The organism is Arsenophonus sp. PmNCSU2021_1, from assembly GCF_036919435.1.
Classification (GTDB): Bacteria; Pseudomonadota; Gammaproteobacteria; order Enterobacterales; family Enterobacteriaceae; genus Arsenophonus; species Arsenophonus nilaparvatae.
Genome location: NZ_JAZHPL010000004.1, coordinates 427406 through 450938, shown reverse-complemented (window position 1 = coordinate 450938; position 23533 = coordinate 427406). Strand labels below are relative to the sequence as shown.

Here is a 23533-nt window from a genome sequence, read left to right as displayed (position 1 = left end):
GCACTGATGGAAACAAAAGTAGCCTGCCATTTATCGCACGTTTTGGCTTCAAATATCGCACGCCGCATCAGGATCACCGCTAAACGAATTGGCGCAATATTGCGTTCACTGGAAGGTAAAGATATTACCGTCAATATCAATTCGCCGGGTGGCGATCTGTTTGAAGGGCTGACTATCTTCAATCAACTCCGTGAATACGCGGGCAAAGTCACCGTGAAAATATTGGGATTAGCGGCTTCTGCGGCTTCAATCATTGCCATGTCAGGCGATGAGATACAAATCGGGCGCAGTGCTTTCCTGATGATCCACAACACCTGGGGGATGGCCGTCGGTAATCGCCATGACTTTGCCGACATTGCCGAAAAAATGACCCCCTTTGATTTTGCCATGCGGGATGTTTACGTCGCCAGAACCGGCATGGATGAAAAGACGATCACCGTGATGATGGATAATGAAACCTGGATTAATGGTGGCGAAGCGGTGGAGAAAGGGTTTGCGGATGCCTTCCTGCCCGCTGACAGCACACAACAGGATAACGATTCGCCTACCGCCGCACTGAGAAAACTGGATGCCCTGTTGGCGAAAACCAATACACCTCGCGCTGAACGTCGACGATTATTTAAAGCTTTACGGGGTGATATGCCGAGCGCTGTCACGCCCTCTCACGGTACGCTGTCCGCTACCCCTGATGTTTCTTCCGAGACCTTGACACAACTGGATAATGCCTTGCGTCGTCTGGTGTCGATACCCTATTAAACTGGAGACAATATCACGAGTTTCGCAATCTCCAAAAAAGAAGTATAAATTTAAAAACAAGAAAAAATCAGGGTGTTCATATTTTGTCGGGTTATCCATGTATTAAAGATATCTATAAAACATTCTTACAAGTAAGCAGTTTAAGATACTCTGGTTTAGCGTTATGACGAAGGTTGAATCAATTCCTATCAATTATCGTATTTATGATAAAGATTCTGATGGAAAAACAAAAAACACGCACTTTTCCGAAATGCTCACTCTTGCTAAAAAAAGAGGGATCATGCCAGAAGCCGTAGTGATGGATGCTTGGTATTCTAGCCTGGATAACCTGAAATCAATTCGCTCTCATGGTTGGATCTGGGTAACCACGCTGAGGAAAAATAGGATTGTTAACCATAACAAACAACTGAACAAGTTAGACATCTCAGAAGAAGGAACGTCAATACACTTGCGAGGATATGGTTGGGTAACCGTTTTCAAATTTACAGCCAAAAACGGCCGTATTGATTACATACACGAGTTTCGCACCAATAAATAAACGCTCTATCTTTAAGTTTAATTCAGCATAATATATAAATAGACAGAATCTTATAAATCAAAAGCAACTTATTGTAATTTAATAAAATTTATGTGTTTTAGTAACTTGCAGATTAATCATTACTTTTAAGCCATTTCTAGAATTTTATACGCCTGTGCGAAACTCGTGACATAGTAACAAACAAAGAGAATCCCACCCGTCAATACCTCAAATCTATCATGGATGCCCGTTGGTCTGTTGAAGTTTATCATCGAGAAGTTAAACAAAACTGTGGTATTGAACGCTGTCAGGCTCGCACGAGCCGAGCGCAAAGAAATCATATTTTTCTCGCTATCACGAGTTTCGCACAGGCCTATAAAATTCTAGAAATGGCTTAAAAGTAATGATTAATCTGCAAGTTACTGAAATGCATAAATTTACTTAATTTACAATAAGTTATATTTAATTTATAAGGTTTTATCTATTTACATATTATGCTGAATTAAACTTAAAGATAGAGCGTTTTTTTATTGGTGCGAAACTCGTGGCTATTTCTGCGTGGTTTGAACAACATAAACGTCGTATATCTGAAAAAATAACCCTTTATCAACAAAATTGGGACGTAATCAAAAGTGCTATTACTGAGCAAATCCGTGTTTTATTAGCGTACCCAAATTAGTTTTGTGCGAAACTCGTGAATATGTCTGATATTAATGAAATGCTTAAGAAAGTAACGGCTTCTATCGAAGAAGCCAGCAGCAAATATAGCGCCCAGGCAGAGAAAGCCCTGAAGGAAGCGCAAAAATCGGGTGAGCTTTCCGCTGAAACCAAAGCGGCCGTTGATAAAATGGCGGTCGAACTGAACGCCTTACGCGAAGCAGAAAAAACCCTGAAAGCCCAGGTAGGCGAAGTTGAACAACATCTTGCCCAAATGCCTGTGGCTAATGCGTTGAACGTGGTGAGTTCTATTGGTCAACAGGTGGTTGGCATGGAGGTAGTACAGGCTTTAGGCTCGGGCATGGAATCCAGTAAACGGGTGATAGCGCCGATTAACGCTGCCCTGATTTCATCGGATGTCACCGGAACGATTGTCGCCCCAGACCGTCAATCAGACATCTTGACCAAGCCGAAGCAACGGTTGTTTATTCGTGATTTAATCGCCAGTGGAAAGACGCAAAGCAACACGATTTATTACGTGAAGCAGAAAGGATTGACCAATAATGCCAAGACGGTTGCGGAAAATACCGCTAAGCCCTATAGCACGATTGAATTTGAAGAAGCAACAGTACCTGTTCGCACGATTGCCCATATGTTTAAAGCCTCCAAGCAAATTCTGGATGACTTTTCGCAACTGGCCTCCCTTATCGATATGGAGCTACGTTATGGCCTGAAATACGTTGAAGAGCAGCAAATTCTCTTCGGTGACGGTACCGGTTCAAACCTGCACGGGATCTTTACTCAGGCCACTGCATTCAAAGCGGAATTAAAACCAGCACATCGCACCGCGATCGATGATCTGCGGCTTGCCATGCTACAAGCGCAACTGGCACGGATCCCCGCGACAGGCCATGTGTTGCACTTTACCAACTGGGCACAGATTGAACTTATCAAGGATACGCTGGGGCGTTATCTCCTTTCCAATCCGGCAGCCCTGACGACACCCACATTGTGGGGCTTACCCGTTGTCGTGACAGAAGCCGCTGAGTTTAAAGATAAATTCCTGGTGGGGGCTTTCAATTTAGGGGCGCAACTGTTTGACCGTGAAGAAGCAAATGTGGTGATCAGTTCCGAGAATACCGACGATTTTGAAAAGAACATGATTTCAATTCGTTGTGAAGAAAGGTTAGCGCTCGCGGTTTACCGCCCCGAAGCGTTTATCAAAGGTGACTTAACCGAGATAGAGGTTTCGCCTTCCGCTCCGTCAAATGCAGGGAGTACTGGTAAAGGCGGTCAATCAGATAGTGGTGGCTAGTAATCAACATTAAACACAATGGCCTACCGATGTAGGCCATTTTTTTACTGGAAATTAAACCAACATGTTTATTAACAAAGAACTAGTCAAGCGACACTGCAAGATTGAGTTAGACGATAGCAGTGAAGATGTGCTGCTTGATAGTTATATCGCCGCCGTAGAGCAAAAAACCATTTCGCATCTTAACCGTAATTTATACCAAAAATCGGTTCCAAAAAACGATCCTGACGGTCTCGTCATTAATGCGGCGATTATTCAAGGCATGTTGCTATTGGTGACGAGTTTACATGAGCATCGTGGTGCAGTAGCCGATCTTGAGCAGTTGCCTCATTTTTCTGTTTTTAAGTTCCTGGTGGATGATTATAGGCTGAGCGGACTATGAAATATTGATATCATAAACCCTATTCCCGTTTTCCCGATGAATTAAATAAGCGTGTTTTGTTTTATACCCAACATGATGAACCTATAGGTGATAGCGGGGTACAGGCAACGAATCAAGGCGAGTGTACGGTTTGGGGGAAGTTGATCCCCGTGAGTGACACCCTACGCATTAACTCTTTTCAGACTCAAGAAAAGATAACGCATAAAATCATTGTGAGATACAGACAATCGCTTTACTCAAGTGATCAAGCACTGATTAACGGTGTCGTCTACCTCATACGAGGCGTTACTGATATCCACAGTGCGGGTCGTTTTCTGTCTTTTTCCTGTGAAGAAATAAGCAGTCAACCAGAAAGAGGAAATGATTTTGGATAATCTCCATATTGATTTTCATCAACCCAAAGAATTTGTCTTTAATCGCGCCAGGATCCGTCGTGCTTTTGTAAAAATAGGTCAAATGCATCTGAAGCCGCACGTCGTCAACTGATGAAGCGAGATGGCCGTTCACGACCCGGTGAAACTCCACGATGGCAAACCCGAGGATTAGCCCGATCTATTGGTTACTACATCCCTCGCGCTTCCTCACGGCGACCTGGGTTGATGGTTAAGATCGCCCCCAATCAGAAACGGGGTGTCGGTAGTAAACCGATTGAAGGCGATTTCTACCCTATTTTTCTGCATTACGGGGTACGTAGCGCTTCTCGCGGCATGTCTAAACAGCACAAACGACAAAAACGTCACCACCAACGCGGGGGTTGGCGCATTGAAAAACGTCAAAATTACATGGTCACCACGTTAACGCGGCTGAAAAGTTGGACGTCCTACACCCTCAAAAGAGCACTGCGTCAATCACTGCGCGCAGAGTGAAGAAAAGGAAAAAATCATGAAACTTAGTCCCATTATTGCGGCATTACGAACCTTGTGCCCCCGTTTTGAAAACAGAGTGGGCAGTGTCTCTCAATATGAGGATTTACCCGATTGCGGCAAACTGGCTTTACCCGCTGCTTACGTTATTCCGGGAGAAGATGTCGTCGGAGAACAACGGTCACAAACGGATTATTGGCAATCATTAACCGAAAGTTTTTATGTCGTGGTGATTTTAAACAATGCACGTAATCAAAAGGGACAATATCCTTCTGTCGACACATTAAATGAAGTCAGGTCTGAAATCTGGCGGGCATTACTGGGTTGGCAGTCAGAGCCGGGTTGTGGTGCGATTAACTATGCCGGTGCAGAGGAAGCCGATTCAAACCGCGCCGAATATCACTACCTGTTTAAATTTAATACTGAAACAGACATCAACACCGAAGATACCCGCCACTATGCTGACCTCAATAATTTACCTGATTTACACACCGTTGCTATTAATGTGAACGAACAGTCAGGCAACGTAAAATCGCATCTGGAGATACAGATAACATGATGGGGACACAACCAGAAATTGTTTTTATTAAGCCTAAACACGGGCGAAAAGTGCCTATTCCGCAATATATGCGCGATACCCAAGAATATTTTGGTGACTATCTGCCCGAAGAAGGTTTGCAGGTTCAAAAAACGCTTTTTTGGATCAGAAGAAAACAGGACGATGATATTGAAGAAGTCAGTTAACCTGATAATCCCCCAATCTTGCAAGAGATGACTGATACCGCAAGAACCAAGTTAAAAAAAGCTAAAGAGGAGACGCAGGAATGACGATTAGCTTTAATACCGTGAACGCCCATCTGCGAGTGCCTGGTTTCTATCCCGAAATGGATAACAGCGCTGCCAATACGATGCAAACAAGTGGGCCTGCCTTGCTCATTGGTTATGCATTACCCACTGCACAAATGACTTTGAATTCACCGATGATCATGCCCTCGGCAGAAATGATGCAACAATTAGCCGGTCGTGGCAGTCAGTTACACCGCATGGTGCGAGCATATCGCCGGATTGATACTATCGGTGAACTGTTTGTCATTGCTGTACCTGAAACAACGGGCACTGAAGCAAAAGGCGACATCACGATTAGCGGGACAGCAACCGATTCTGGTGTCGTCACGCTGTATATCGGCAATCAACGTATTTTAGCTGCCGTCAAGAAATCGGATACGGCGAATACGGTTGCCGCCGCGCTTGGCAAGGCCATTAACGATAACGAGGACTTACCCGTCACCGTGACGATAGATGCTGACAAAATCAGCTTGACGGCAAAACATAAAGGGTTAACCGGCAACGATATTCCCTTGATGATGAATTACTATTCGCCGACAGGCGGGGAGACTACGCCTCACGGTCTCAATATTACCATCACTGCCATGAGTGGCGGCGCTGGCTCACCCGATATGGATAGCGTTATCAGCGCAATGGGTGACTTATTATTTGATTTTATTGGGCTGCCTTTCTCTGATGCTGCCTCTTTGCAAAAGATGGGCGCGGCGATGAACGACAAGAACGGGCGCTGGAGTCCCTATCAGCAGTTGTACGGTCATGTTTATACCGCAAAAAAAGGGACGGTCAGTGAACTGGTCGCTTTTGGCGACACGCTTAATGATCCGCATCTCACCATTGCAGGCTATGAGAAAGCGACCCAAACTGCGCTGGATGAACTGGTTGCGGCACGACTGGCACGGTGCGCGATATTTTTGCGTAATGATCCGGCCAGACCCACCCATACAGGTGAGTTAAACGGGGTGTTACCCGCACCGTCGGGCAAACGCTTCACCTTGACAGAGCAGCAATCACTGCTTTCACACGGTATCGCCACCGCCAATGTCGAAGGTGGCGTATTACGCATTCAGCGCGATGTAACGACGTATCAGAAAAACAGTTACGGCGTCGCCGATAACAGCTATCTGGACAGTGAAACACTCTATACCAGTGCCTATGTTTTGCGGCGATTAAAATCCGTCATCACCAGCAAATACGGGCGGCAAAAACTGGCTAGTGATGGTACTCGATTTGGGTCAGGGCAAGCGATTGCGACGCCAGCCGTGATTAAAGGCGAACTCTGTGCGGTTTATCGTCAGTTGGAAAAAGAAGGCATTGTCGAGAATTTTGATGCTTTTCGTAAAAATCTTATCGTTGAACGTAACGGAAATGACGCTAATCGAATTGATGTCGTCTTTCCGGCGGATTATATCAATCAATTACGTGTATTTGCGTTGGCGAATCAATTCAGGCTGCAATATAACCAAGGTGAGGTAGTGTGATGACGGGCAAAAGAAGAATAGGCGGCGTCGTGTATTTTAAGACAGATGGTAATCAATTATCAGTAAACGGTAATCTGGAAGTGCCGATGAATACCGTCATTCGAGAGGACATTGTCGGCGCTGATGGCAGTGTACATTACAAAGAAACGCACAAGGCACCGTATATTAAGGCTGAATTCAAAGTAGAACACAGTTTTCCAATCCAAAAATTAACCTCTGCTGATGAAATGACCATTACCGCCGAATTAGCTAACGGCATGGTGTACGTATTGTCTGGCGCATGGTTGTCAGGTGAATCTACCTATAACCCACTTGAAGGCACTGTCGAAATGGAGTTTCACGGAGATGAAGGATTTTATCAATGAAATCAATTACACTCAGTAAGCCAATTAAGGTACAGAACAAAGAAGTATCGGTATTGGATATTCAGGAACCTACGTTTGATCAGGTAGAAAAATTTGGTATTCCGTTTAGTTATTCCGAGCGAGGCGATACACGCCTGGATACGCGCTCAGCACTCGCTTATCTTCCTGAGCTGGCTAATATCCCACGCTCTTCAGCGCAACAGTTATCGTTACATGATGTATTTGTCGCCTCGATGACCATCGTGAGTTTTTTTACCAGTGCCCAGAACTTGGATCTCTCAGACGACGATTTTACAACGTTGCCTGGTTCTGGCGCATAAACCCCTTTGAATTACGCCAGCATCCGCTAAGCCAGTTCTTTGATCTGGAAGCGGAGGCTGTTCGCATCAACGAGGAGCGACAGGGTGGCTAATAGTTTTGAGTTAAAAGCAATCATCACTGCCGTCGATAAACTCTCTGCCCCGTTAAAGGGGATGCGGCGTGAAATGAAGTCCTTCAAGAAGGAATTTAGCGCAGGACTGGCAGGGGCTGCTGCATTAGGGGCTGGCGTTGTTACCGCAATGGCTGGCCCTATCAAGCAGGCGATAGACTTTGAGTCGACGATGGCTGATGTCCGCAAGGTGGTTGATTTTGATACGCCTGCGCAGTTTAAACAGATGTCGGAAGATATTCTTAAGCTATCGACAGCATTGCCGATGGTCGCAGATGGCATTGGTCAGATTGTGGCCGCAGGCGGTCAGGCAGGGATAGCGAAAGAAGAATTAATGTCCTTCGCACAATCCGCCGTAAAAATGGGTATCGCCTTTGACCAGACAGCTGAGCAATCTGGGCAGATGATGGCACAGTGGCGTACCGCCTTCCGGTTAACGCAAAATGATGTCGTCTCGCTGGCCGATAAAATCAACTACCTTGGCAATAACGGGCCAGCCAATGCCGCCAAAATCTCTGAAATTGTGACCCGCATTGGCCCGCTGGGTGAAGTGGGCGGTCTCGCCTCCGGTGAGATAGCGGCCCTTGGGGCAACCATTGCCGGAATGGGTGTTGAGTCAGATGTGGCGGCAACCGGCATTAAGAACTTTATGCTGGCGTTAACCAAGGGGAAATCAGCGACAAAATCGCAAAAAATCGCACTACACACCTTAAAAATCAGCCCCAAAAAACTGGCCGCACAGATGCAGAAAGACGCGAAAGGCGCGATGTTGATGGTTTTAAAATCCCTTGAACAATTGCCTAAAAAAGATCAGATGGCATTATTAAATGACTTGTTTGGCTCTGAATCTCTGGGATCAATTGCGCCACTTCTCACCAACCTTAAATTACTGGAAGTTAATTTTGATAGAGTTGCAGACAAACAAAAGTACGGCGGCTCAATGCAGAAGGAATACGCTAGCCGTGCGGCAACCACGGCAAATGCTATCCAACTGTTTAAAAACCAGATGCATGTTGCCAGCGTAAGTATCGGTAGTATTTTTCTACCATCAATTGTTGAAACAACAGAGAAAATTCAGCCGTTGATTGAGCAATTTCGCACCTGGGTAAAAGCCAATCCAGAACTGATTAAATCCTTCGCCAGATGGGGTCTTTATCTGTTGGGCACCGCGACAGCAGTCGGTGTTGTCACCCGTGCTTTCAGGATTTTTAACAGCGTGATGAAAATGTCGAGGCTAGGTAAACTGGTCACGTTAATGGTCATAGGCGGTGGACTTATTGTCGACAACTGGGAAACGATCGGCCCGATTATTAAAGCGGTGTGGCAAGATATTGATGACGTTATTCAGGCAATCGGCGGTTGGGAAACCGTGCTTGCCGGCATTCTCGTTTTTGTGACGACAAAATGGGCTGTCGATATGGTGAAATCGATTCGCAATGTCACCCGTGAGATGAAAACATTGGCTAAAAACAGTCCCTCTGGCATCAAGGGCGTACTGGGAAAAGCCGGGCTGATTGGGGGGATATCAATGGGCGTCGAACCGCTTGTCGACAAGGGTCTTAATGCGGTGTTTGGCGGTAATGAATGGTTTCAAAATATCCGGACAGCGCGGGATTGGAGCGAGTTTGGTCGTTCAATGATTGGCAACAGTCATTTACTTAAAGATGACAAGGGTAACTGGCAATTTACGGAAGCCCCCAAAAACACCCTGGATTCATTTAGCAAAACTGAGCCCCGAGACGGTGAGGTCAGATTTATCTTTGAAAACACTCCGCCAGGTATGCGTGTCGCCCCCGTTGGTGATGCCCTACCCTGGGTGAGTTTCGATGTCGGCTATAACCGATTTTCCAAGCAGTAAGTAAAAACAAAGGAGAAGTAATATGAGTTTTTTAACAATAGACGTTGATAATTACGACAATGGCGACGCCTACGAACCAACGAAAACGATAGGGATTAATTTTGAGGCTATAGAAGAAATAAAAAAAGGAGGCAAACAATATATTCCATCCAATATACCAAATGGCCCAAATATAAATATTTACCCTGAAGTTAAGTATTTTAAAACAATAAAAGAACGTGATGATTATTTCGAGTATATAGCCAGTAAATTAGAGGTAATTGATTTATCACCAAAAGAAAACCGCAAGGGGTAAAAGCGATGAAATTTGCAAGAATAAAATATCGTGAAGATGACAAAAACGAAGACATTATTATTAACCTATCTAGGGCCTGTCATCAAATGTCGGGATAAACGTGTATGATATGCCCCATATATGATTATCCACTTCGGCCAAAGAGAAAGAGATGACGCGTCGCTATGCACTTCGAGATGATCAATGGGCTCGGATTGAGACATTCCTTCCTGGACGGAAAGGCCATGTGGGCATGACCGCACGTAACAACCGGTTGTTCGTAGAGGCGGTGATCTACCGTTATCGAACAGGTATTCCTTGGAGAGACCTGCCCGAACGTTTTGGCGACTTTCGTATTGTGCACTTACGTCACTCACGCTGGAGCAAGACTGGCGTATGGGAGCGCATTTTCAACGCCCTGGCGCAGGATGCTGACAACGAGTATGCGATGATTGACTCGACTATAGTGCGGGCCCATCAGCATAGCGCTGGAGCAAAAGGGGGGATACAGACAAACAAGCTATCGGGCGTAGTCGCGGTGGGTTAAGCACCAAAATTCATGTCACAGTCGATGCTCTCGGTAACCCTACAGGCTTTCATCTTACGCCGGGCCAGGCCCACGACCTAGAAGGTGCCGATGTGTTGCTTGAGGATACACAAGGCCAAACGATTATTGCCGATAAAGGCTACGATGCTCAAGAGCGCCTTGTCCAGCCATTGAAAGACAAAGGCAAGGCGGTAGTGATCCCATCTCGCTCGAACCGAAAACAACACCGCACGTATGACAAACACCTCTACAAAGCTCGCCATTTAGTCGAAAACTTCTTTGCTCGACTGAAGCAGTATCGCGCTATTGCTACCCGTTACGATAAAACCGCCATCAACTTTCTTGGCGCTATCCATCTGGCCGCTGCCGTCGTCTGGCTTATTTGATGACAGGCCCTAAACTGAGATTTGTAAAAAAGTATTATCCTAACAAGTCAAATCCCAATTCCCCCTTTGAAATTCTGTTTGATGGGATTGGTCTAAAACGAGTTCCTTTCGATAATAAAATAGATGCAGATAATTATTTCAATTATGTAATGGAAAAACTTCGCACCGTTGAACTGAAAAACAAGCCCTGGTAATACAATAACATTTGTTGATTAAAATCACATTTATTTAAATATAGAGGGTTAGATGACGAGCTGGAAAGATAACCGGCGTCCAGCGTCTTTTCGCGGCGTACCGTTTCAGGTAGAAGACGACGAGGGGACGTTCGGACGGCGTGTACAGGTTCACGAATACCCGAATCGGGATAAGCCCTATACCGAAGATCTTGGACGCGCCACCCGGCGATTTACTATCAATGCCTATCTGGTCGGTGATGATTTCTTCGATGTCCGAGATCGGCTCATTGTGGCTATTGATACGCCAGGGCCGGGAACGCTGGTACATCCCTACTACGGTGAAATAGCTGTCTGTATTGACGGTTAAGTGAGAGTCAGCCATAGCGGACGCGATGGAAGGATGTGTCGCGTCAGCTTTAACGTCGTTGAGGCTGGTGAGCTTTCTTTCCCAACAGCAGGTATTGCGACGGGACAAACGCTAATTTCTTCCAGTTCAGCACTAAATGATCGCATTGGCGAAGCTTTTGCTCATGTAGACTTAAAAAGCTTACCGGATTTTGCACAGGCTGGCGTGTTAGCACAGACTAAAAGCATGATTAACAACGTCACCAAAGCCTTTGACACTATTGATAGCGGCATTACTGCCGCGTCAAGGCTATTGCATGGCGATATTTCGGTGATCTTAAAGTCCGGCTCATCCGGTAAAAACCTGGTCGAAGCGATACAGCGGATGTGGCGTGCTGGCAGGCGTACCGCGCAAGATGCTTCTACATTGGCACAGCAAATCAAAACGCTATCGGGTGTCACACTAGGGAATGATTTAGCGCCGCGTGGAGTATGGAAAAGCGACAGGCCAAGCGTACAGTCTGAACGCATTCAGGGTAATGCTATCGCCGCTGTTTTGCGCACGACGGCGATCCATGAAACCGCCTGGCGATTAACACAATTACCGCCGCCGCGTACCGCCATGTTACCGGTTAATCAACGTGCAAAACGTCAGGTACACCTCAATATATCCCATCCCGCATTACACGCGCTTTCTCATACGGCAGGCAGTCACATTGAAGGACTGGCGGCGGTAACGTGGGATGCGTTGGTCACAGTGCGAGAAACGCTGAATCAGGCTATCGAGCACGAACAGGCATTAACGCTTGATGATGCGCTGTTCCTTGCCTTGCAACAGGTGAAAACCGATGCTAACCGGGATATTGCAACACGACTGGTGCAAGTTGAAAAAACGGTAACACGCACGCCCGAGGCAGTGCTACCGGCGCTGGTTCTGGCCGCCAAGTGGTATGACAATGCGGCACGGGAAACCGATATTACCAGCCGAAATATCGTTAATCATCCTGGCTTTATGCCCGTTAAACCTTTGAGAGTACCCGCAAGATGAGTAATCACGTGATATTGCGCGTCAACGGGCGCGAATGGGGGGGCTGGACGCGGGTACAGATTTCAGCAGGGATAGAACGGCTGTCACGCGATTTCAACGTAGAAATTACCCGACAATGGCCAGGTGAATCGGGAAGTGTGCCGTTACAGCCCAGAATTAAAAAAGGTGAACTTGTCGAAGTGCTCATTGGTCAGGATAAAGTCCTCACCGGCTGGATTGAAGCCACCCCGATACGTTATGACGCTAAAAGTATCCAGGTTGGTATCAGTGGTCGTAGTAAGACAGCGGATTTAATCGACTGTGCGGCGAATACGACGCTTTTTACGGGCAAAACCCTGCATCAAATCGCGTCAGCACTGGCAAAACCGTTTGGCATTAAGGTCATTAGCCAAAAGGCCCCAAAAACGCCACTACAGGCTTTTCAGGCCGATTACAGCGAAACAGTACACGAGGTATTAAACAAGGCGCTAGGAAGCCAACAGGCACTTGCGTGGGACGATGAGGAAGGAAACCTGCTGATTGGCACCGTTGGCAATGACAGGGCTAAGACAGCGCTCGTTTGGGGCGAGAATATTCTTACCTGTGATACCGAGCAAAGTATCCGTGAACGCTTTTCTGAATATCAAGTAGCAGGTCAACGATCGGGTGATGATGACGATTTCGGGGGAAGCCACGCTGACAGCACTCCGCGCCAGAGCCAGGGGATAGCCAGATAACGCGCTATCGTCCGCAACATATCCAGCAATCCGGCAATGCAACCGGAGCCAGTTGTAAAGCACGTAGCGAATTTGAAGCCAGGCAGCGAGCAGCCAGAACCGAAGAAACGACTTATACCGTCCAGGGCTGGCGGCAAGGTAACGGCAGTTTGTGGAAACCTAACCAACGCGTGATTGTCTTTGATCCGGTACTGGGTTTTAACAACCGCGAACTCGTGATTAGTGAGGTGGTGTATACGCAGAATGAAGGCGGAACATGCTGTGAACTCCGTGTTGCACCCGAAGCCGCCTATATTCCGCCGCTTGAAGCGTTAAAGGAAAAAGAGACAGAAGATATCGGCGACCTGTAGAAATTTTAACTATTAATGAGAGAAGCAATGCAAAATATTTTTTTCTGCATTACAGCGAAACCTTGCACGCCTATGGTCACGAGCGGTAATACAACGTCTGAATAACACGACCGCTTGCCAACAGGTTGATATATCCATGATGGCGGGCGAAACGAAAACAGGTATGGAGTACCTGGAACCTTACGGTTTTACCTCGACTGCACATGCAGGTGCAGAAGGGGTTGCTCTATTTCTCGCTGGCGACCGTTCTCACGGCATCGTGATTAGCGTTGCTGATCGGCGCTACCGGATAAAAGGGCTAAAAAGCGGTGAAGTAGCGATCTACACGGACGAAGGCGACAGCATCATGCTCAAGCGTGGACGATTGATAGAAGCGACGACAGAGACGTTCATCCTGAATGCCAAAAACAAGGTGGTACTTAATACCGCATTAATTGAAACACCCGGTGAAATCAAGGCGGAGAAATCGATCACGTCTGCTGCCGAGGTGCAAGATAAAGTGGGTTCATTAAGCACGATGAGGAAACAGTACAACAGCCATGCTCATTCAGGCGATAGCGGCGGTATGACTGGCACAACCACTCAAGGTATGAAATAACATGACAGGCGTTCCCATTCAATATGATGACCGATTAAGCCGTGCCGTGATTATCTCGCTATTCACCTGGCGACGGGCCGAACCGGATGATGACACCGATACGCCGTTCGGATGGTGGGGTGATACCTGGCCGACCGTACAAAACGACCGGATTGGTTCTCGATTGCACTTGTTAAAACGCAGCACTTTAACTAACCAGACGGCGCAAAAGGCGAAAGAATATATCGCTCAGGCGCTCACCTGGATGACAGACGACGGTATCACGCTTCGGGTTGATATTGAGGTAGTACGCTCAGGCATCGATAAATTAATGGCAACTGTCATCCTGACGTTACCTGACCATAACATAAAAACGATGACCATCAACAATTTATGGAGTGTGATCCATGCAAAATAGCGGTTTTTCGCGCCCGACCCTGCCACAACTGATAGACACCATTCGCGGTGATTTGCTCACCCGATTTAATGAAGATAGCGTATTACGCCGCCTCGATGCCGAAGTGTACGCAAGATTACAGGCCGCCGCTATTCATACCCTATACGGCTATATCGATTATTTAGCGCGTAATATCTTGCCGGATTTAGCCGATGAAGACTGGTTGACCCGACATGGAAATATCAAGCGTTGTCCCCGAAAAGGAGCAACCAAAGCGAGCGGTTTTGTTCGGTGGGAGGGTGTACAAAATGCCCTATCGCTGCCCGCTGACACTGAAATACACCGTGATGATGGTCAAATATACACCACAACGGCCCCAACAACATCAGCAAAGGGTGTACTTCGCGTACCCGTCGTTGCAAAAAGCAGCGGTCAGGCTGGCAATTGCGAAGACGGTATAGCACTACGTCTGGCAACCCCGATAACGGGACTGTCGTCTACCGGCTATGCCGATAGCATCAGGACGGGAACCGATATTGAAGACCTGGATAGCTGGCGACAACGCATCATGGCGCGCTGGTACGATACGCCACAAGGCGGTGCGGATAGTGATTATGTTCGTTGGGCGAAAGAAGTCCTGGGAATAAGCCGAGCATGGACACATCGACACAAGAACGGTATCGGCACAGTTGGGGTCATGGTTGCCAGTGATGATGTAGACCATCCTGCCACCACACAGGAAATATTAACCAAAGTCAGAGAGCACATCTTACCCCTTGTCCCCGTTGCGGGTAGTGGCTTAACGGTTTTTGCGGTAACAGAAAAAAGCGTCCCTCTCTCGCTTGCCTTATCGACGGATACCGCCGAAATTCGAGCCGCTGTCATCGCAGAAATCAAAGCCTTCTTACAGCGAGAAGGAGAACCCGGCAGCAAGCTTTTTATGTCACGTCTCGCGGAAGCTATCAGTCTTGCAGCAGGTGAAATCGCTCATCGTCTTATTGCGCCAACGGCAGATGTTGAATTAGACAATACGGAAGTGCCGTTACTGGGCGAGGTAACGTGGGCAAAATATAAGGAGTGAGCATCATGACAAATCTGGACGACGAATATACGCAATTGTTGCGAACGTTATTACCGCCCGGTCCCGCATGGGATGAAGAAGATCCGCTCATTAAAGGGCTAGCCCCTTCACTGGCACAAGCACATCAACATGCTGATAGCCTGATGATTGAAATTAACCCAGCCCAATCGGTTGAATTAATTAACCGTTACGAAAAATTATGCGGGCTGCCGGATAAATGCCTCGCTAATAGAACGCAAACGCTAGAAGAAAGGCAACGGGTGCTTGATGCCAAGGTGAATACCGTGGGCGGTATTAATGAGGCTTTTTTCAAAAAGCAGTTGGAAATATTGGGCTATCCAACAGCAACAATAGAACAATTTCAACATCTTGATAGTACACCCGATCCGGCTTGGGGTGACAAGTGGCGCTACTACTGGCGAGTCAATATTCCTGCTGAAGCGAATGTACGCTGGATTAGCTGTACCAGTGCTTGCAATGAATCAATTCGGACATGGGGAGATAGCGCCGTGGAATGCGTTATTAAACGCCAATGTCCTTCACATACCCAAGTCCTGTTTGCCTACATAAAAGGAGAAAATGATGCATCGGATTGATACCCCCACAGCACAAAAAGATAAATTCGGTCAGGGGAAAAACGGGTTCACCAACGGTGATCCGACTACGGGCACGCCGTCAACAAAATTGAATAGTGATATTTGTGATGCGCTAGAGGAAGAAGTTTGTACTGTGGTTGAGCGTTCAGGTATCCGACTGAATAAAAGTCAGCATGACCAGCTTTATCAGGCGATTATAAAATTAGCCGGAACGGCTTTTGGTGGGAAAATAAAGCAGATCCTGGGTAATTCAACCACGGATGTTGTGAGTCAGAAAACCGTGACTGAGGAAGTCAATAAAAAACTCGATAAAGCAAGTGTCTTGCAAACGACAGGCAATGCCACTGATAAAGTGATAAGCCAAAAAGCCTGTGACGACAATTATGCCAAGAAAAATTCTTGGGAAAGATTTACCGCAGGTCAAATAGACATAAGGAGTAACGGCAATTATGCCAGCTTGTCCCTTATCAAAGGTGATGGGAACAAGTTGTTGCTCGAAAATACCCTTGGCGATGCCTATTTTGTATACAGAGATGCTAAAGATAACAATAAAGCCGTTGTCACTATTCCGTCCAATAAAACTGGCACGCTGGCTTTAACTGCTGATGTGGACGCGATTAACAATTATCCGGTCGGTGCGCCCATTCCTTGGCCACACGAAACGGCACCAGCAGGCTATTTGATTTGTAATGGTCAAACGTTTACTAAAGCCGACTATCCCGAATTAGCCCTCGCTTACCCTTCTGGAAAATTACCGAATTTGTACGGTGAATTTATTCGTGGTCTGGATTTAGAAGGAAAAGTCGACCCGGGTAGAAAAATATTAACTCATCAGGGGGACGCTATTCGTAATATCACAGGACGTATTGGCTATGCGCGACAAGGATGGGGTGCACCACCTGTATGGGCTGATGGTGTCTTTTTCATAGACAGTAATCACAATGCTAGAGTCGCTGGCGGCGAAAATGATGATTGGGGTTCCGTCGCTTCTTTTAATGCATCTCGTGTCGTACCCACTGCAAATGAAAACAGACCACGAAATGTCGCATTTTTATACATCGTAAGGGCAGCATAATGAAATACAGTACAGAAATACCCAAAGCAGAAATCGATGAAAACGGTTTTGCGAAAAACAGAGGCTGGATAAAAACTTATATGTCCAGGAATGAACCGCCGTATGAATATTTCGGCGCGACAATGGAATTGCTCTATAAAGGGGTGAGTGTCGGTCAATATTCCTATATTGATGCACCAGAGATACCCGATAATGACGACATTGCCATTGTTCGCAGTGATGACGGCAAACAGTGGCGATACGTGCCAGACCACCGCGGCAAGACGGTCTTTAATACCGACAGTCAGGCTTCCTGCACCGTTGATTATCTCGGCGAGATAAAAACCGGCTTTACCTTGTTAGCACCGGCGACGAGATTCGATAAATGGGATGGCAAAAAATGGGTAACGGATAATCAGGTGATGAAAGCAGACCAAATCAACACCGCAAATCAAACAAAACACCAGTTAATCGACGAAGCGGAATCAAAAATCACTTTGCTTGAGCGTAAAGTACGCTTAGGCATGGCCACCAATAGTGAAAAAACCGCTTTACGCGCTTGGGAAATGTACAGCGTAAAACTCAATGATATTGACACCGCCACCGCACCCGAGAACGACTGGCCTAAAAAAACAGAATAACCAAATAGCCCGATCACAGGGGCATGATATTAGCAGCGTTGAGGGAAGTTGTTAACCTTAGTTTGTTGTTATCGCTACCAGTACAAAAATGATCCACTTGCGAATATAAAATTAATCCATCAAGAGTAAAAATGGCCGTTTTAAGATATTGCTGATGATTACATTGGAGATCAAAGTAGAGATTTCTTTTTACATCGCTAGGAATGTCTAAACGTTCGATCAAACGATAGCTTCAAAAAAACCTAGTTTTACTACGTTGATAAAGCGATTTTTAGGCAATAATCCTTATCAATTTCTTTTTTCCCCGTATTAGGCAGATCAATATAATATCCCATTAATTCAGAGATATAAGAATAGCAAATTAAATAGATTGGTAGCGACAGACCAACACTCCTTCATTGTATCACAACAACCCACCCTTCCTACAATTCACCGCCTGCTCGCCGTCATGACATACGGCACAGTGGCTTGATTTTAGCAGAGGTCATTATGGTATCGATCACCTTATCCGAGTGGAGTCGACTCAACTTAAAACGCAAAGTATAAGACATTTTATTAGAGGCGATGAAGTAGAAAAAACATCGCAGGTAACTATTTTCAGGAGAAGAAAGTATGAGTAAATTATTTCTTGAAAAAGAAGAGATTATTAAATTGACCAAATATAAGTACAGCGCGTATCAGAAAAAATGGTTGGCTAAACGCAATATTCCCTTCTGGGAAGATAAAGAAGGCAATCCAATCATAGTACGCTCGTATTTTTTGAACACTGAAAATAACAGCACTATTGCAGAAGATAAACCTAATTTTGGAGCTATTTGAATGGGGAGAAAACGACTTAATCCTGAGCACAATAAACTGCCCAATCGAGTTTATTCTAACGGCTACAGTTATGTCTGGAAACCGACATCAAGCGAATCGATAACGTTGATACCAATCAAAGACGGTATTGCCGCAGTCTGGAAAAAATACGAGGAAGTTGTTAATTCAGCGCGTAAACCCATCACCTTTAGTCAACTATGGTGTCAACGATCACCGAAAACTGATCCACTTTTTAGCTAAATCCGATCAATCAAAATTGATCCACTTTTACTCAGTCATTGCTCCTGAGCGCCGCTTATCTTTCAATCGATAGCTTTCACCGCTTAATTGCAGTACATGCGAATGATGAAGTAAACGATCAAGCATAGCGGCAGTTAATGTTGCGTCATCAGCAAAAGCATTTGGCCATTGCCCAAATGATAAGTTACTCGTCAATATGACACTGCCATGCTCATAACGCTTGGCAATCACATTGAAAAACAGGTTTGCTTCTTCTCGCCCAAACGGCAGGTATCCAATCTCATCGATAATCAACAATTTCGGGGCCATCACCGAACGTGATAAATATTGTTTGAGCTTATTTTGTCGTTTGGCAGTTGAGAGTTGCAACATCAGTTCAGCTGCCGTGGTAAAGCGGGTTTTCTTCTTGGCCTGTACTGCTTTTAATCCTAACCCAATAGCTAAATGCGTTTTGCCTACACCGCTTGGGCCAAGCAACACGACATTTTCATTACGTTCAATAAACGTTAATGCGCTTAATTCCTGTATGTGTTGTTTGGGGATCCCCGTTGCAAACTTAAAATCGAACGTATTAAGTTCTTTATGTGCTGGGAATCCTGCCATCCGACTCAAAAGATTACGGGTTCGTTCATCTCGTTGTTGTTGCTCACATTTTAATAGGCACAGTAAAAACTCTCCGTAGCTTTTGTCTTGGGCAATGCATTGTTCGGCAAGTGATGACCAATGAGTCGGAATAGAATTTAATTTCAATGACTCACACAGGTGTTCAATTTGTTCATGCAATAACATGTTCACCTCCCAGCAATGCTTCGTATACGCTGATTGAGTGTTGCAAACTGACAGATTCAAGGGGCGGTACGATACGGATATTAAGCGTATCAGTCTGCAGGATAGATTGGCAAACCCTTGCTGGTAAGGGTAGAAGATGCTTAACTTCCTTAGCTAGTCTATCTGCTGGCTTCTCTAACGTTGTTCCATGAATCCGCTGATGAGCGACTCGTTGTAACCAGGGCCCCACTTTTGCATTGGCTATCTCCATGTCCAGTTCAAGATTATGAGCACGAAGGTCGGTATTTAATGGTACGATAAAGCTGTTTTTTAAGTAGTGGTTAAAGCGCTCTACTTTACCTTTTGTTTTTGCCCTGTAGGGCTTACAAGCACTCAATTTAAATCCGTAATCTTTCGACATCTGAAGCATTTCGACATTTAATTTATGTTCACCTTCTGCATAAGCATCCCGTTCGATGATGAGAGCTTTTGCGTTATCACACCATACTTCCTGTGGTACACCACCAAAATAGTCGAAAGCATCTTTTAAACCTTGTTGCCAGGATTCTGCTCGCTCATTATCAAAGAATTTTACATAACTCGCACGCGAGTAGCCGAGCGTTGCAACAAACGCTTTTAGGGGTTGTTTTCCTCGCCGGATGGTGGTGAAGTCGATTTGCATTTGTTGACCTGGCTGTGTTTCAAAACGGACGACAGCTTCGGGAACGATGCTTGGTTTAAATTGACAAACAAATCGGCGTAATTGAGCAATACCGCCTTGATAACCTCTTTCAACTACCTCATCAAATAAGACTGTTGCAGGGATCCAATCAGGTTTAGCCAATTCAATTCGCTGAAGCAAATAAGGTTTAAAGGGTGCTAGTTTACTCGGTTGTTGACTTCTTTTAGCATAAGTTGGCATTCCCTGCTGTTGTAAATGATGTTTTACGGTGTTACGGGAAATGCCCAATTCACGGGCAATTTTTCGAAGGCTTTGTCCTTGTGCAAAGCGAACATGAATATCCACAAATATCTCCTTGGTTAACATAAATTATCCGTACAAAAATGTGCGAATAATACCAAGTGGATCAGTTTTAGATGATCGTTAGTGGATCAGTTTTGCATGATCGGTGACACTATGGGAGAAGTTTATTGATAGCGTATACTTCATTGAGTTAAAACCGCGCACCCAGCAAGATTACATGCAGCACCAGAAGAAATTATTTGCAGTATTCGGAAAGATGAAGGCCGATAGTATTAAACCTCAACATGTTCGGGAGTTTATGGACAAGCGTGGATTACAGAGTAAAACGCAAGCGAACCATGAAATGGCAAGTATGTCTCGCGTTTACCGATGGGGTTATGAAAGAGGCTATGTTAAAGCTAACCCCTGCTCTGGAGTTGCCAAATTTAAGGAGCTTAAACGAGAACGATATATTACAGATAAGGAATATCTTGCCATTTATCAAGCTGCTGATGATGTGGTCAAAGTTGCGATGGAGATAGCCTATCTTTGCGCCGCTCGTTTATCTGATGTGCTTGGCATGAAATGGCAACAAATAACCGAGCAGGGAATTTTTATTCAGCAAGGTAAAACAGGTATTAAGCAAATCAAAGCGTGGACACCTAGGTTAAGGGCAGCGATAGAGAGGGCTAAGGTTTTTTCTACCCCAGCACAATCTAATGCTGCTGTGGTCATGGGAAAACATAAAGGACATTATACTAAAAGTGGTTTTACTAATCGTTGGGTGGATGCACGTTTAAAAGCATCCTCTCAACTTGGTTACGAGCTTGACTGTACGTTTCATGATTTGAAAGCTAAGGGAATTTCAGATTATAAAGGTAGTACAAAAGATAAGCAATTATTCGGCGGACATAAGTCCGAAAGTCAGATTTTGGTATATGATAGAAAGGTTAAAATATCACCAACTCTTGACGTTCCACCCCCACCTGAAGAAGGAGAATATTCCAACTAGATATTCCAAGTCAATTCCAAGTACGGATTTCACTCAGTAAAACTCACTGTAACCTCTTGATTTATATGGCTGGGGTACCAGGATTCGAACCTGGGAATGCCAGGATCAAAACCTGGTGCCTTACCGCTTGGCGATACCCCAACGAGAATATAAATAATTTTTATAAAGAATGGTGCGGGAGGCGAGACTTGAACTCGCACACCTTGCGGCGCCAGAACCTAAATCTGGTGCGTCTACCAATTTCGCCACTCCCGCAAATATGGTGGCTACGACGGGAATCGAACCTGTGACCCCAGCATTATGAGTGCTGTGCTCTAACCAGCTGAGCTACGTAGCCATCTTTTTGCATAACCTTTATCGGCTGTTGCGGGGCGCATTATGCGTATATCGACCCGAGTCGTCAACTGATTTTTTTACGATTTCTACAGAAAAGTATCTGTTTGTTTGGGTTGTAATCATTTTGTCGATAAAATCGACAAAAAATAACGACGTGGTCGCCAAATAATAATAGCTTGATATGTTAAATATAAAAGCTAATTAAGTTAAGATATTTTTGCTCATGAAGTGAAGAGATGCTTTTTATTTCAATGGTAGTGATAATTTCCATTAACAACCAAAAGCATCTTATTGGTATCTTGCGATAAAATGTTGATGGCCATTGAGCAACTTGTCAGTGGGCAAAAGTAAACAAATTAGCGCGTAATATTGTATATCTATGCAGCTAGTTTGCAGCGATTAATAATTGCTGTTGTCTATTAAAATAAAAGATAAATGTGAGTGGCACCATAAATTCTTTATATTCGCGCTAGTAAAAGCATAGATAAATGTATTACAACGCTATTGCTATTCAAGCAAATGTTGTAAAAGTTCACCATTTAACATAGCACGTTTAGTTAAGGCGAAAGCGCCAATAGCTGAATTATGTAACAGTTGTGAAGTAACAATCGGTAAATCATTGCGGAAATCTTTTAGCGCTTGGGTTTTGATACAGTTTTGCACGGCGAGTAGGAGAACTTTTTCAGCTGCTGTAATTTCTCCTACAATGACCACTTTTTGCGGATTAAATAGGTTAATAATAATGGCAATTGCTTTACCAAGATGATGGCCTACGTGTTTAATTACTTCAATTGCTAACGGATTGTTTTTATTTGCCGCCTGGCAAATTGCTTTAATAGAACAGTTATTTGATTTTAATTGGCTCGGATAATTTTGGTCAAGTTGTTGCCTAATTCTATTTTCAATAGCGCTATTAGCTGCAACGGTTTCCAGACAACCAAAGTTACCACAATGGCAACGTTCTCCTAATGGATCTATTTGTATATGGCCGATTTCACCCAGATTGTAACGGTTGTTCAATAAAATTTCACCACCCATAACCACACCTGCACCAGCGCCATGATGGATGCGTACAAAAATTGAATCGGCGCAATTTTGTGTAGCGCCGAAATAATGTTCTGCCAGTGCAAAACTACGAATGTCGTGACCGATAAAACAGGTTATTTTGAAATGCTCTTTCAGATTACGCAGCAATTGCCAGTTATGTACTTTTATATGGGGCATATAATGGACAATTCCTGCTTGTGGATTGACTAAGCCAGGTAAAATAACTGAAATAGCAATCAACTCGCGATTAGGGCGTTGATGTTGTTGAATGAAATTTTCAATGGCGGCAATTAAATGATTTTCTGTTTCTTGTTGACCGGTTTCTGGTAAGGGTGAATGCGCTTCGGCGAGCATTTTGCCGTTTAAGGCGTAAAGTGCTAATGTACAGTCACGACGGCCTAATCTGACACCGATGCTATGAAAAATACGATGTTCAGAAATAATTGAAATTGGTCGGCGACCACTGGTAGAGGCTTATTGAGCGACTTCTTTAATTAAACCACGCTCCAGTAGTTGGCGGGTTATTTTGGTTACACTAGCAGGCGCCAACTGGCTTTGTTCTGAGATCTGAATTCGAGAAATAGGGCCATTTTGATCAATAATTCGATATACAACAGCACTATTTAATTGTTTAACTAAATCAATATTACCAATTTGCTTCAAGATGTAATTGTTACTCATCAGTATATATG

The 23533-nt window shown here is 45.0% G+C and carries 24 protein-coding genes, 3 tRNA genes and 7 pseudogenes; 28 read left to right on the top strand and 6 right to left on the bottom strand.

The genetic code is table 11. The features are described 5' to 3' along the window. Positions 1 to 6: 6 nt before the first annotated feature. The 27 genes and pseudogenes from V3224_RS06905 to V3224_RS06775 form a co-directional block, all read left to right on the top strand. Positions 7 to 756 carry a head maturation protease, ClpP-related gene (locus V3224_RS06905; protein ID WP_334469506.1) on the top strand — a complete coding sequence of 250 codons (750 nt, stop codon included), beginning with the start codon at positions 7 to 9 and terminating at the stop codon, positions 754 to 756. 83 nt (positions 757 to 839) lie between these two features. After that, positions 840 to 1270: pseudogene (locus V3224_RS06900) on the top strand (transposase); the annotation flags it as partial. Positions 1271 to 1440: 170 nt separating this feature from the next. After that, positions 1441 to 1671 carry a transposase gene (locus V3224_RS06895; RefSeq protein ID WP_334470334.1) on the top strand — a complete coding sequence of 77 codons (231 nt, stop codon included), beginning with the start codon at positions 1441 to 1443 and terminating at the stop codon, positions 1669 to 1671. Between the two features lie 146 nt (positions 1672 to 1817). Continuing rightward, the gene (locus tag V3224_RS06890) at positions 1818 to 1952 is read left to right on the top strand and encodes a hypothetical protein (protein WP_334469502.1); all 135 of its coding nucleotides are present in this window, start codon (positions 1818 to 1820) and stop codon (positions 1950 to 1952) included. A gap of 21 nt (positions 1953 to 1973) precedes the next feature. Beyond that, a complete protein-coding gene (locus tag V3224_RS06885; RefSeq protein WP_334469500.1) occupies positions 1974 to 3245 on the top strand; it encodes a phage major capsid protein in 1272 nt (423 codons plus the stop codon). A gap of 64 nt (positions 3246 to 3309) precedes the next feature. Beyond that, a complete protein-coding gene (locus tag V3224_RS06880) occupies positions 3310 to 3627 on the top strand; it encodes a head-tail connector protein (protein ID WP_334469498.1) in 318 nt (105 codons plus the stop codon). Between the two features lie 50 nt (positions 3628 to 3677). Further along, a pseudogene (locus tag V3224_RS06875) lies at positions 3678 to 4001 on the top strand (phage head closure protein); the annotation flags it as partial. Continuing rightward, positions 3988 to 4493 (top strand): annotated as a pseudogene (locus tag V3224_RS06870) (hypothetical protein). The pseudogenes V3224_RS06875 and V3224_RS06870, both read left to right, overlap by 14 nt. 16 nt (positions 4494 to 4509) lie before the next feature. Beyond that, positions 4510 to 5049, top strand: a complete 540-nt coding sequence (locus V3224_RS06865; protein WP_334469496.1) for a phage tail terminator protein — start codon at positions 4510 to 4512, stop codon at positions 5047 to 5049. Further along, the gene (locus V3224_RS06860; RefSeq protein WP_334469494.1) at positions 5046 to 5234 is read left to right on the top strand and encodes a DUF2635 domain-containing protein; all 189 of its coding nucleotides are present in this window, start codon (positions 5046 to 5048) and stop codon (positions 5232 to 5234) included. The genes V3224_RS06865 and V3224_RS06860 overlap by 4 nt, the downstream gene beginning before the upstream one ends. 80 nt (positions 5235 to 5314) lie before the next feature. After that, positions 5315 to 6814, top strand: a complete 1500-nt coding sequence (locus V3224_RS06855; protein ID WP_334469493.1) for a phage tail sheath subtilisin-like domain-containing protein — start codon at positions 5315 to 5317, stop codon at positions 6812 to 6814. Then, positions 6814 to 7179 (top strand): phage tail tube protein, encoded by a 366-nt coding sequence (locus tag V3224_RS06850; protein ID WP_334469492.1) that lies wholly within the window; start codon positions 6814 to 6816, stop codon positions 7177 to 7179. The genes V3224_RS06855 and V3224_RS06850 overlap by 1 nt, the downstream gene beginning before the upstream one ends. Beyond that, positions 7176 to 7499: a phage tail assembly protein gene (locus V3224_RS06845; RefSeq protein ID WP_334469490.1), complete on the top strand. Its 324-nt coding sequence runs from the start codon at positions 7176 to 7178 to the stop codon at positions 7497 to 7499. The genes V3224_RS06850 and V3224_RS06845 overlap by 4 nt, the downstream gene beginning before the upstream one ends. Before the next feature lie 84 nt (positions 7500 to 7583). After that, positions 7584 to 9467 (top strand): phage tail tape measure protein, encoded by a 1884-nt coding sequence (locus V3224_RS06840; protein ID WP_334469487.1) that lies wholly within the window; start codon positions 7584 to 7586, stop codon positions 9465 to 9467. A 22-nt stretch (positions 9468 to 9489) separates the two neighbouring features. Beyond that, on the top strand, positions 9490 to 9762 hold the full coding sequence (locus tag V3224_RS06835; RefSeq protein WP_334469485.1) for a hypothetical protein: 273 nt from the start codon (positions 9490 to 9492) through the stop codon (positions 9760 to 9762). Positions 9763 to 9913: 151 nt separating this feature from the next. Beyond that, a protein-coding gene (locus tag V3224_RS06830; RefSeq protein WP_334468159.1) for an IS5 family transposase occupies positions 9914 to 10674 on the top strand; the annotation gives its coding sequence in 2 pieces (ribosomal slippage) (positions 9914 to 10249 and positions 10252 to 10674; 759 coding nt in all). After that, positions 10674 to 10868 (top strand): hypothetical protein, encoded by a 195-nt coding sequence (locus tag V3224_RS06825; RefSeq protein WP_334469484.1) that lies wholly within the window; start codon positions 10674 to 10676, stop codon positions 10866 to 10868. Before V3224_RS06830 ends, V3224_RS06825 begins: the two co-directional genes overlap by 1 nt. 52 nt (positions 10869 to 10920) lie before the next feature. After that, positions 10921 to 12243, top strand: a pseudogene (locus V3224_RS06820) (DNA circularization protein). Then, a pseudogene (locus tag V3224_RS06815) lies at positions 12240 to 13309 on the top strand (phage baseplate assembly protein). Before V3224_RS06820 ends, V3224_RS06815 begins: the two co-directional pseudogenes overlap by 4 nt. A gap of 34 nt (positions 13310 to 13343) precedes the next feature. After that, positions 13344 to 13907 (top strand): phage baseplate assembly protein V, encoded by a 564-nt coding sequence (locus V3224_RS06810; RefSeq protein ID WP_334470332.1) that lies wholly within the window; start codon positions 13344 to 13346, stop codon positions 13905 to 13907. Position 13908: 1 nt separating this feature from the next. After that, positions 13909 to 14304 (top strand): phage GP46 family protein, encoded by a 396-nt coding sequence (locus V3224_RS06805; protein ID WP_334469483.1) that lies wholly within the window; start codon positions 13909 to 13911, stop codon positions 14302 to 14304. Next, the gene (locus V3224_RS06800; protein WP_334469482.1) at positions 14294 to 15364 is read left to right on the top strand and encodes a baseplate J/gp47 family protein; all 1071 of its coding nucleotides are present in this window, start codon (positions 14294 to 14296) and stop codon (positions 15362 to 15364) included. Before V3224_RS06805 ends, V3224_RS06800 begins: the two co-directional genes overlap by 11 nt. Positions 15365 to 15369: 5 nt before the next feature. Next, positions 15370 to 15960 (top strand): YmfQ family protein, encoded by a 591-nt coding sequence (locus V3224_RS06795; protein WP_334469481.1) that lies wholly within the window; start codon positions 15370 to 15372, stop codon positions 15958 to 15960. Then, complete coding sequence (locus V3224_RS06790) at positions 15947 to 17035, top strand: phage tail protein (protein WP_334469480.1); 1089 nt, start codon at positions 15947 to 15949, stop codon at positions 17033 to 17035. The genes V3224_RS06795 and V3224_RS06790 overlap by 14 nt, the downstream gene beginning before the upstream one ends. Next, positions 17035 to 17655, top strand: coding sequence for a tail fiber assembly protein (locus V3224_RS06785; protein WP_334469478.1), 621 nt, complete (start codon positions 17035 to 17037; stop codon positions 17653 to 17655). Before V3224_RS06790 ends, V3224_RS06785 begins: the two co-directional genes overlap by 1 nt. A gap of 612 nt (positions 17656 to 18267) precedes the next feature. Then, complete coding sequence (locus tag V3224_RS06780) at positions 18268 to 18474, top strand: DUF4224 domain-containing protein (protein ID WP_334469477.1); 207 nt, start codon at positions 18268 to 18270, stop codon at positions 18472 to 18474. Then, positions 18475 to 18675, top strand: a pseudogene (locus V3224_RS06775) (tyrosine-type recombinase/integrase); the annotation flags it as partial. It lies immediately after the preceding gene. A gap of 66 nt (positions 18676 to 18741) precedes the next feature. On the opposite strand, the gene istB reads toward V3224_RS06775, so the two are convergent. Both istB and istA read right to left on the bottom strand, forming a co-directional pair. Then, complete coding sequence (istB, locus tag V3224_RS06770; RefSeq protein ID WP_334469475.1) at positions 18742 to 19503, bottom strand: IS21-like element helper ATPase IstB; 762 nt, start codon at positions 19501 to 19503, stop codon at positions 18742 to 18744. Beyond that, a complete protein-coding gene (gene istA, locus V3224_RS06765) occupies positions 19490 to 20530 on the bottom strand; it encodes an IS21 family transposase (RefSeq protein WP_334469473.1) in 1041 nt (346 codons plus the stop codon). Before istA ends, istB begins: the two co-directional genes overlap by 14 nt. A gap of 82 nt (positions 20531 to 20612) precedes the next feature. Here istA and V3224_RS06760 point away from each other — a divergent pair, with 82 nt between their 5' ends. After that, entirely contained in the window at positions 20613 to 21458 is an 846-nt protein-coding gene (locus V3224_RS06760) for a tyrosine-type recombinase/integrase (RefSeq protein WP_442889977.1), read from the top strand. A 66-nt stretch (positions 21459 to 21524) separates the two neighbouring features. Here the strand turns inward: V3224_RS06760 and V3224_RS06755 are convergent. The 4 genes and pseudogenes from V3224_RS06755 to V3224_RS06740 form a co-directional block, all read right to left on the bottom strand. Then, positions 21525 to 21599 (bottom strand) — tRNA-Gln (locus tag V3224_RS06755). 29 nt (positions 21600 to 21628) lie between these two features. Then, positions 21629 to 21713: transfer RNA gene (locus V3224_RS06750), tRNA-Leu, on the bottom strand. A gap of 5 nt (positions 21714 to 21718) precedes the next feature. Continuing rightward, positions 21719 to 21795, bottom strand: a tRNA-Met gene (locus tag V3224_RS06745). 506 nt (positions 21796 to 22301) lie between these two features. After that, a pseudogene (locus V3224_RS06740) lies at positions 22302 to 23522 on the bottom strand (ROK family protein). Between the last annotated feature and the right edge of the window lie 11 nt (positions 23523 to 23533).

Excerpts from the sequence above, each read along its gene's own strand:
- V3224_RS06845 (WP_334469490.1), top strand. The coding sequence starts at position 7,176 with ATGAAATCAATTACACTCAGTAAGCCAATTAAGGTACAGAACAAAGAA.
- V3224_RS06865 (WP_334469496.1), top strand. The coding sequence starts at position 4,510 with ATGAAACTTAGTCCCATTATTGCGGCATTACGAACCTTGTGCCCCCGT.
- V3224_RS06825 (WP_334469484.1), top strand. The coding sequence starts at position 10,674 with ATGACAGGCCCTAAACTGAGATTTGTAAAAAAGTATTATCCTAACAAG.
- V3224_RS06790 (WP_334469480.1), top strand. The coding sequence starts at position 15,947 with ATGCATCGGATTGATACCCCCACAGCACAAAAAGATAAATTCGGTCAG.
- V3224_RS06885 (WP_334469500.1), top strand. The coding sequence starts at position 1,974 with ATGTCTGATATTAATGAAATGCTTAAGAAAGTAACGGCTTCTATCGAA.
- V3224_RS06880 (WP_334469498.1), top strand. The coding sequence starts at position 3,310 with ATGTTTATTAACAAAGAACTAGTCAAGCGACACTGCAAGATTGAGTTA.
- V3224_RS06785 (WP_334469478.1), top strand. The coding sequence starts at position 17,035 with ATGAAATACAGTACAGAAATACCCAAAGCAGAAATCGATGAAAACGGT.
- V3224_RS06835 (WP_334469485.1), top strand. The coding sequence starts at position 9,490 with ATGAGTTTTTTAACAATAGACGTTGATAATTACGACAATGGCGACGCC.
- V3224_RS06795 (WP_334469481.1), top strand. The coding sequence starts at position 15,370 with ATGACAAATCTGGACGACGAATATACGCAATTGTTGCGAACGTTATTA.
- istB (WP_334469475.1), bottom strand. The coding sequence starts at position 19,503 with ATGTTATTGCATGAACAAATTGAACACCTGTGTGAGTCATTGAAATTA.
- V3224_RS06805 (WP_334469483.1), top strand. The coding sequence starts at position 13,909 with ATGACAGGCGTTCCCATTCAATATGATGACCGATTAAGCCGTGCCGTG.
- V3224_RS06800 (WP_334469482.1), top strand. The coding sequence starts at position 14,294 with ATGCAAAATAGCGGTTTTTCGCGCCCGACCCTGCCACAACTGATAGAC.
- istA (WP_334469473.1), bottom strand. The coding sequence starts at position 20,530 with ATGTTAACCAAGGAGATATTTGTGGATATTCATGTTCGCTTTGCACAA.
- V3224_RS06855 (WP_334469493.1), top strand. The coding sequence starts at position 5,315 with ATGACGATTAGCTTTAATACCGTGAACGCCCATCTGCGAGTGCCTGGT.
- V3224_RS06860 (WP_334469494.1), top strand. The coding sequence starts at position 5,046 with ATGATGGGGACACAACCAGAAATTGTTTTTATTAAGCCTAAACACGGG.
- V3224_RS06850 (WP_334469492.1), top strand. The coding sequence starts at position 6,814 with ATGACGGGCAAAAGAAGAATAGGCGGCGTCGTGTATTTTAAGACAGAT.
- V3224_RS06905 (WP_334469506.1), top strand. The coding sequence starts at position 7 with ATGGAAACAAAAGTAGCCTGCCATTTATCGCACGTTTTGGCTTCAAAT.
- V3224_RS06780 (WP_334469477.1), top strand. The coding sequence starts at position 18,268 with ATGAGTAAATTATTTCTTGAAAAAGAAGAGATTATTAAATTGACCAAA.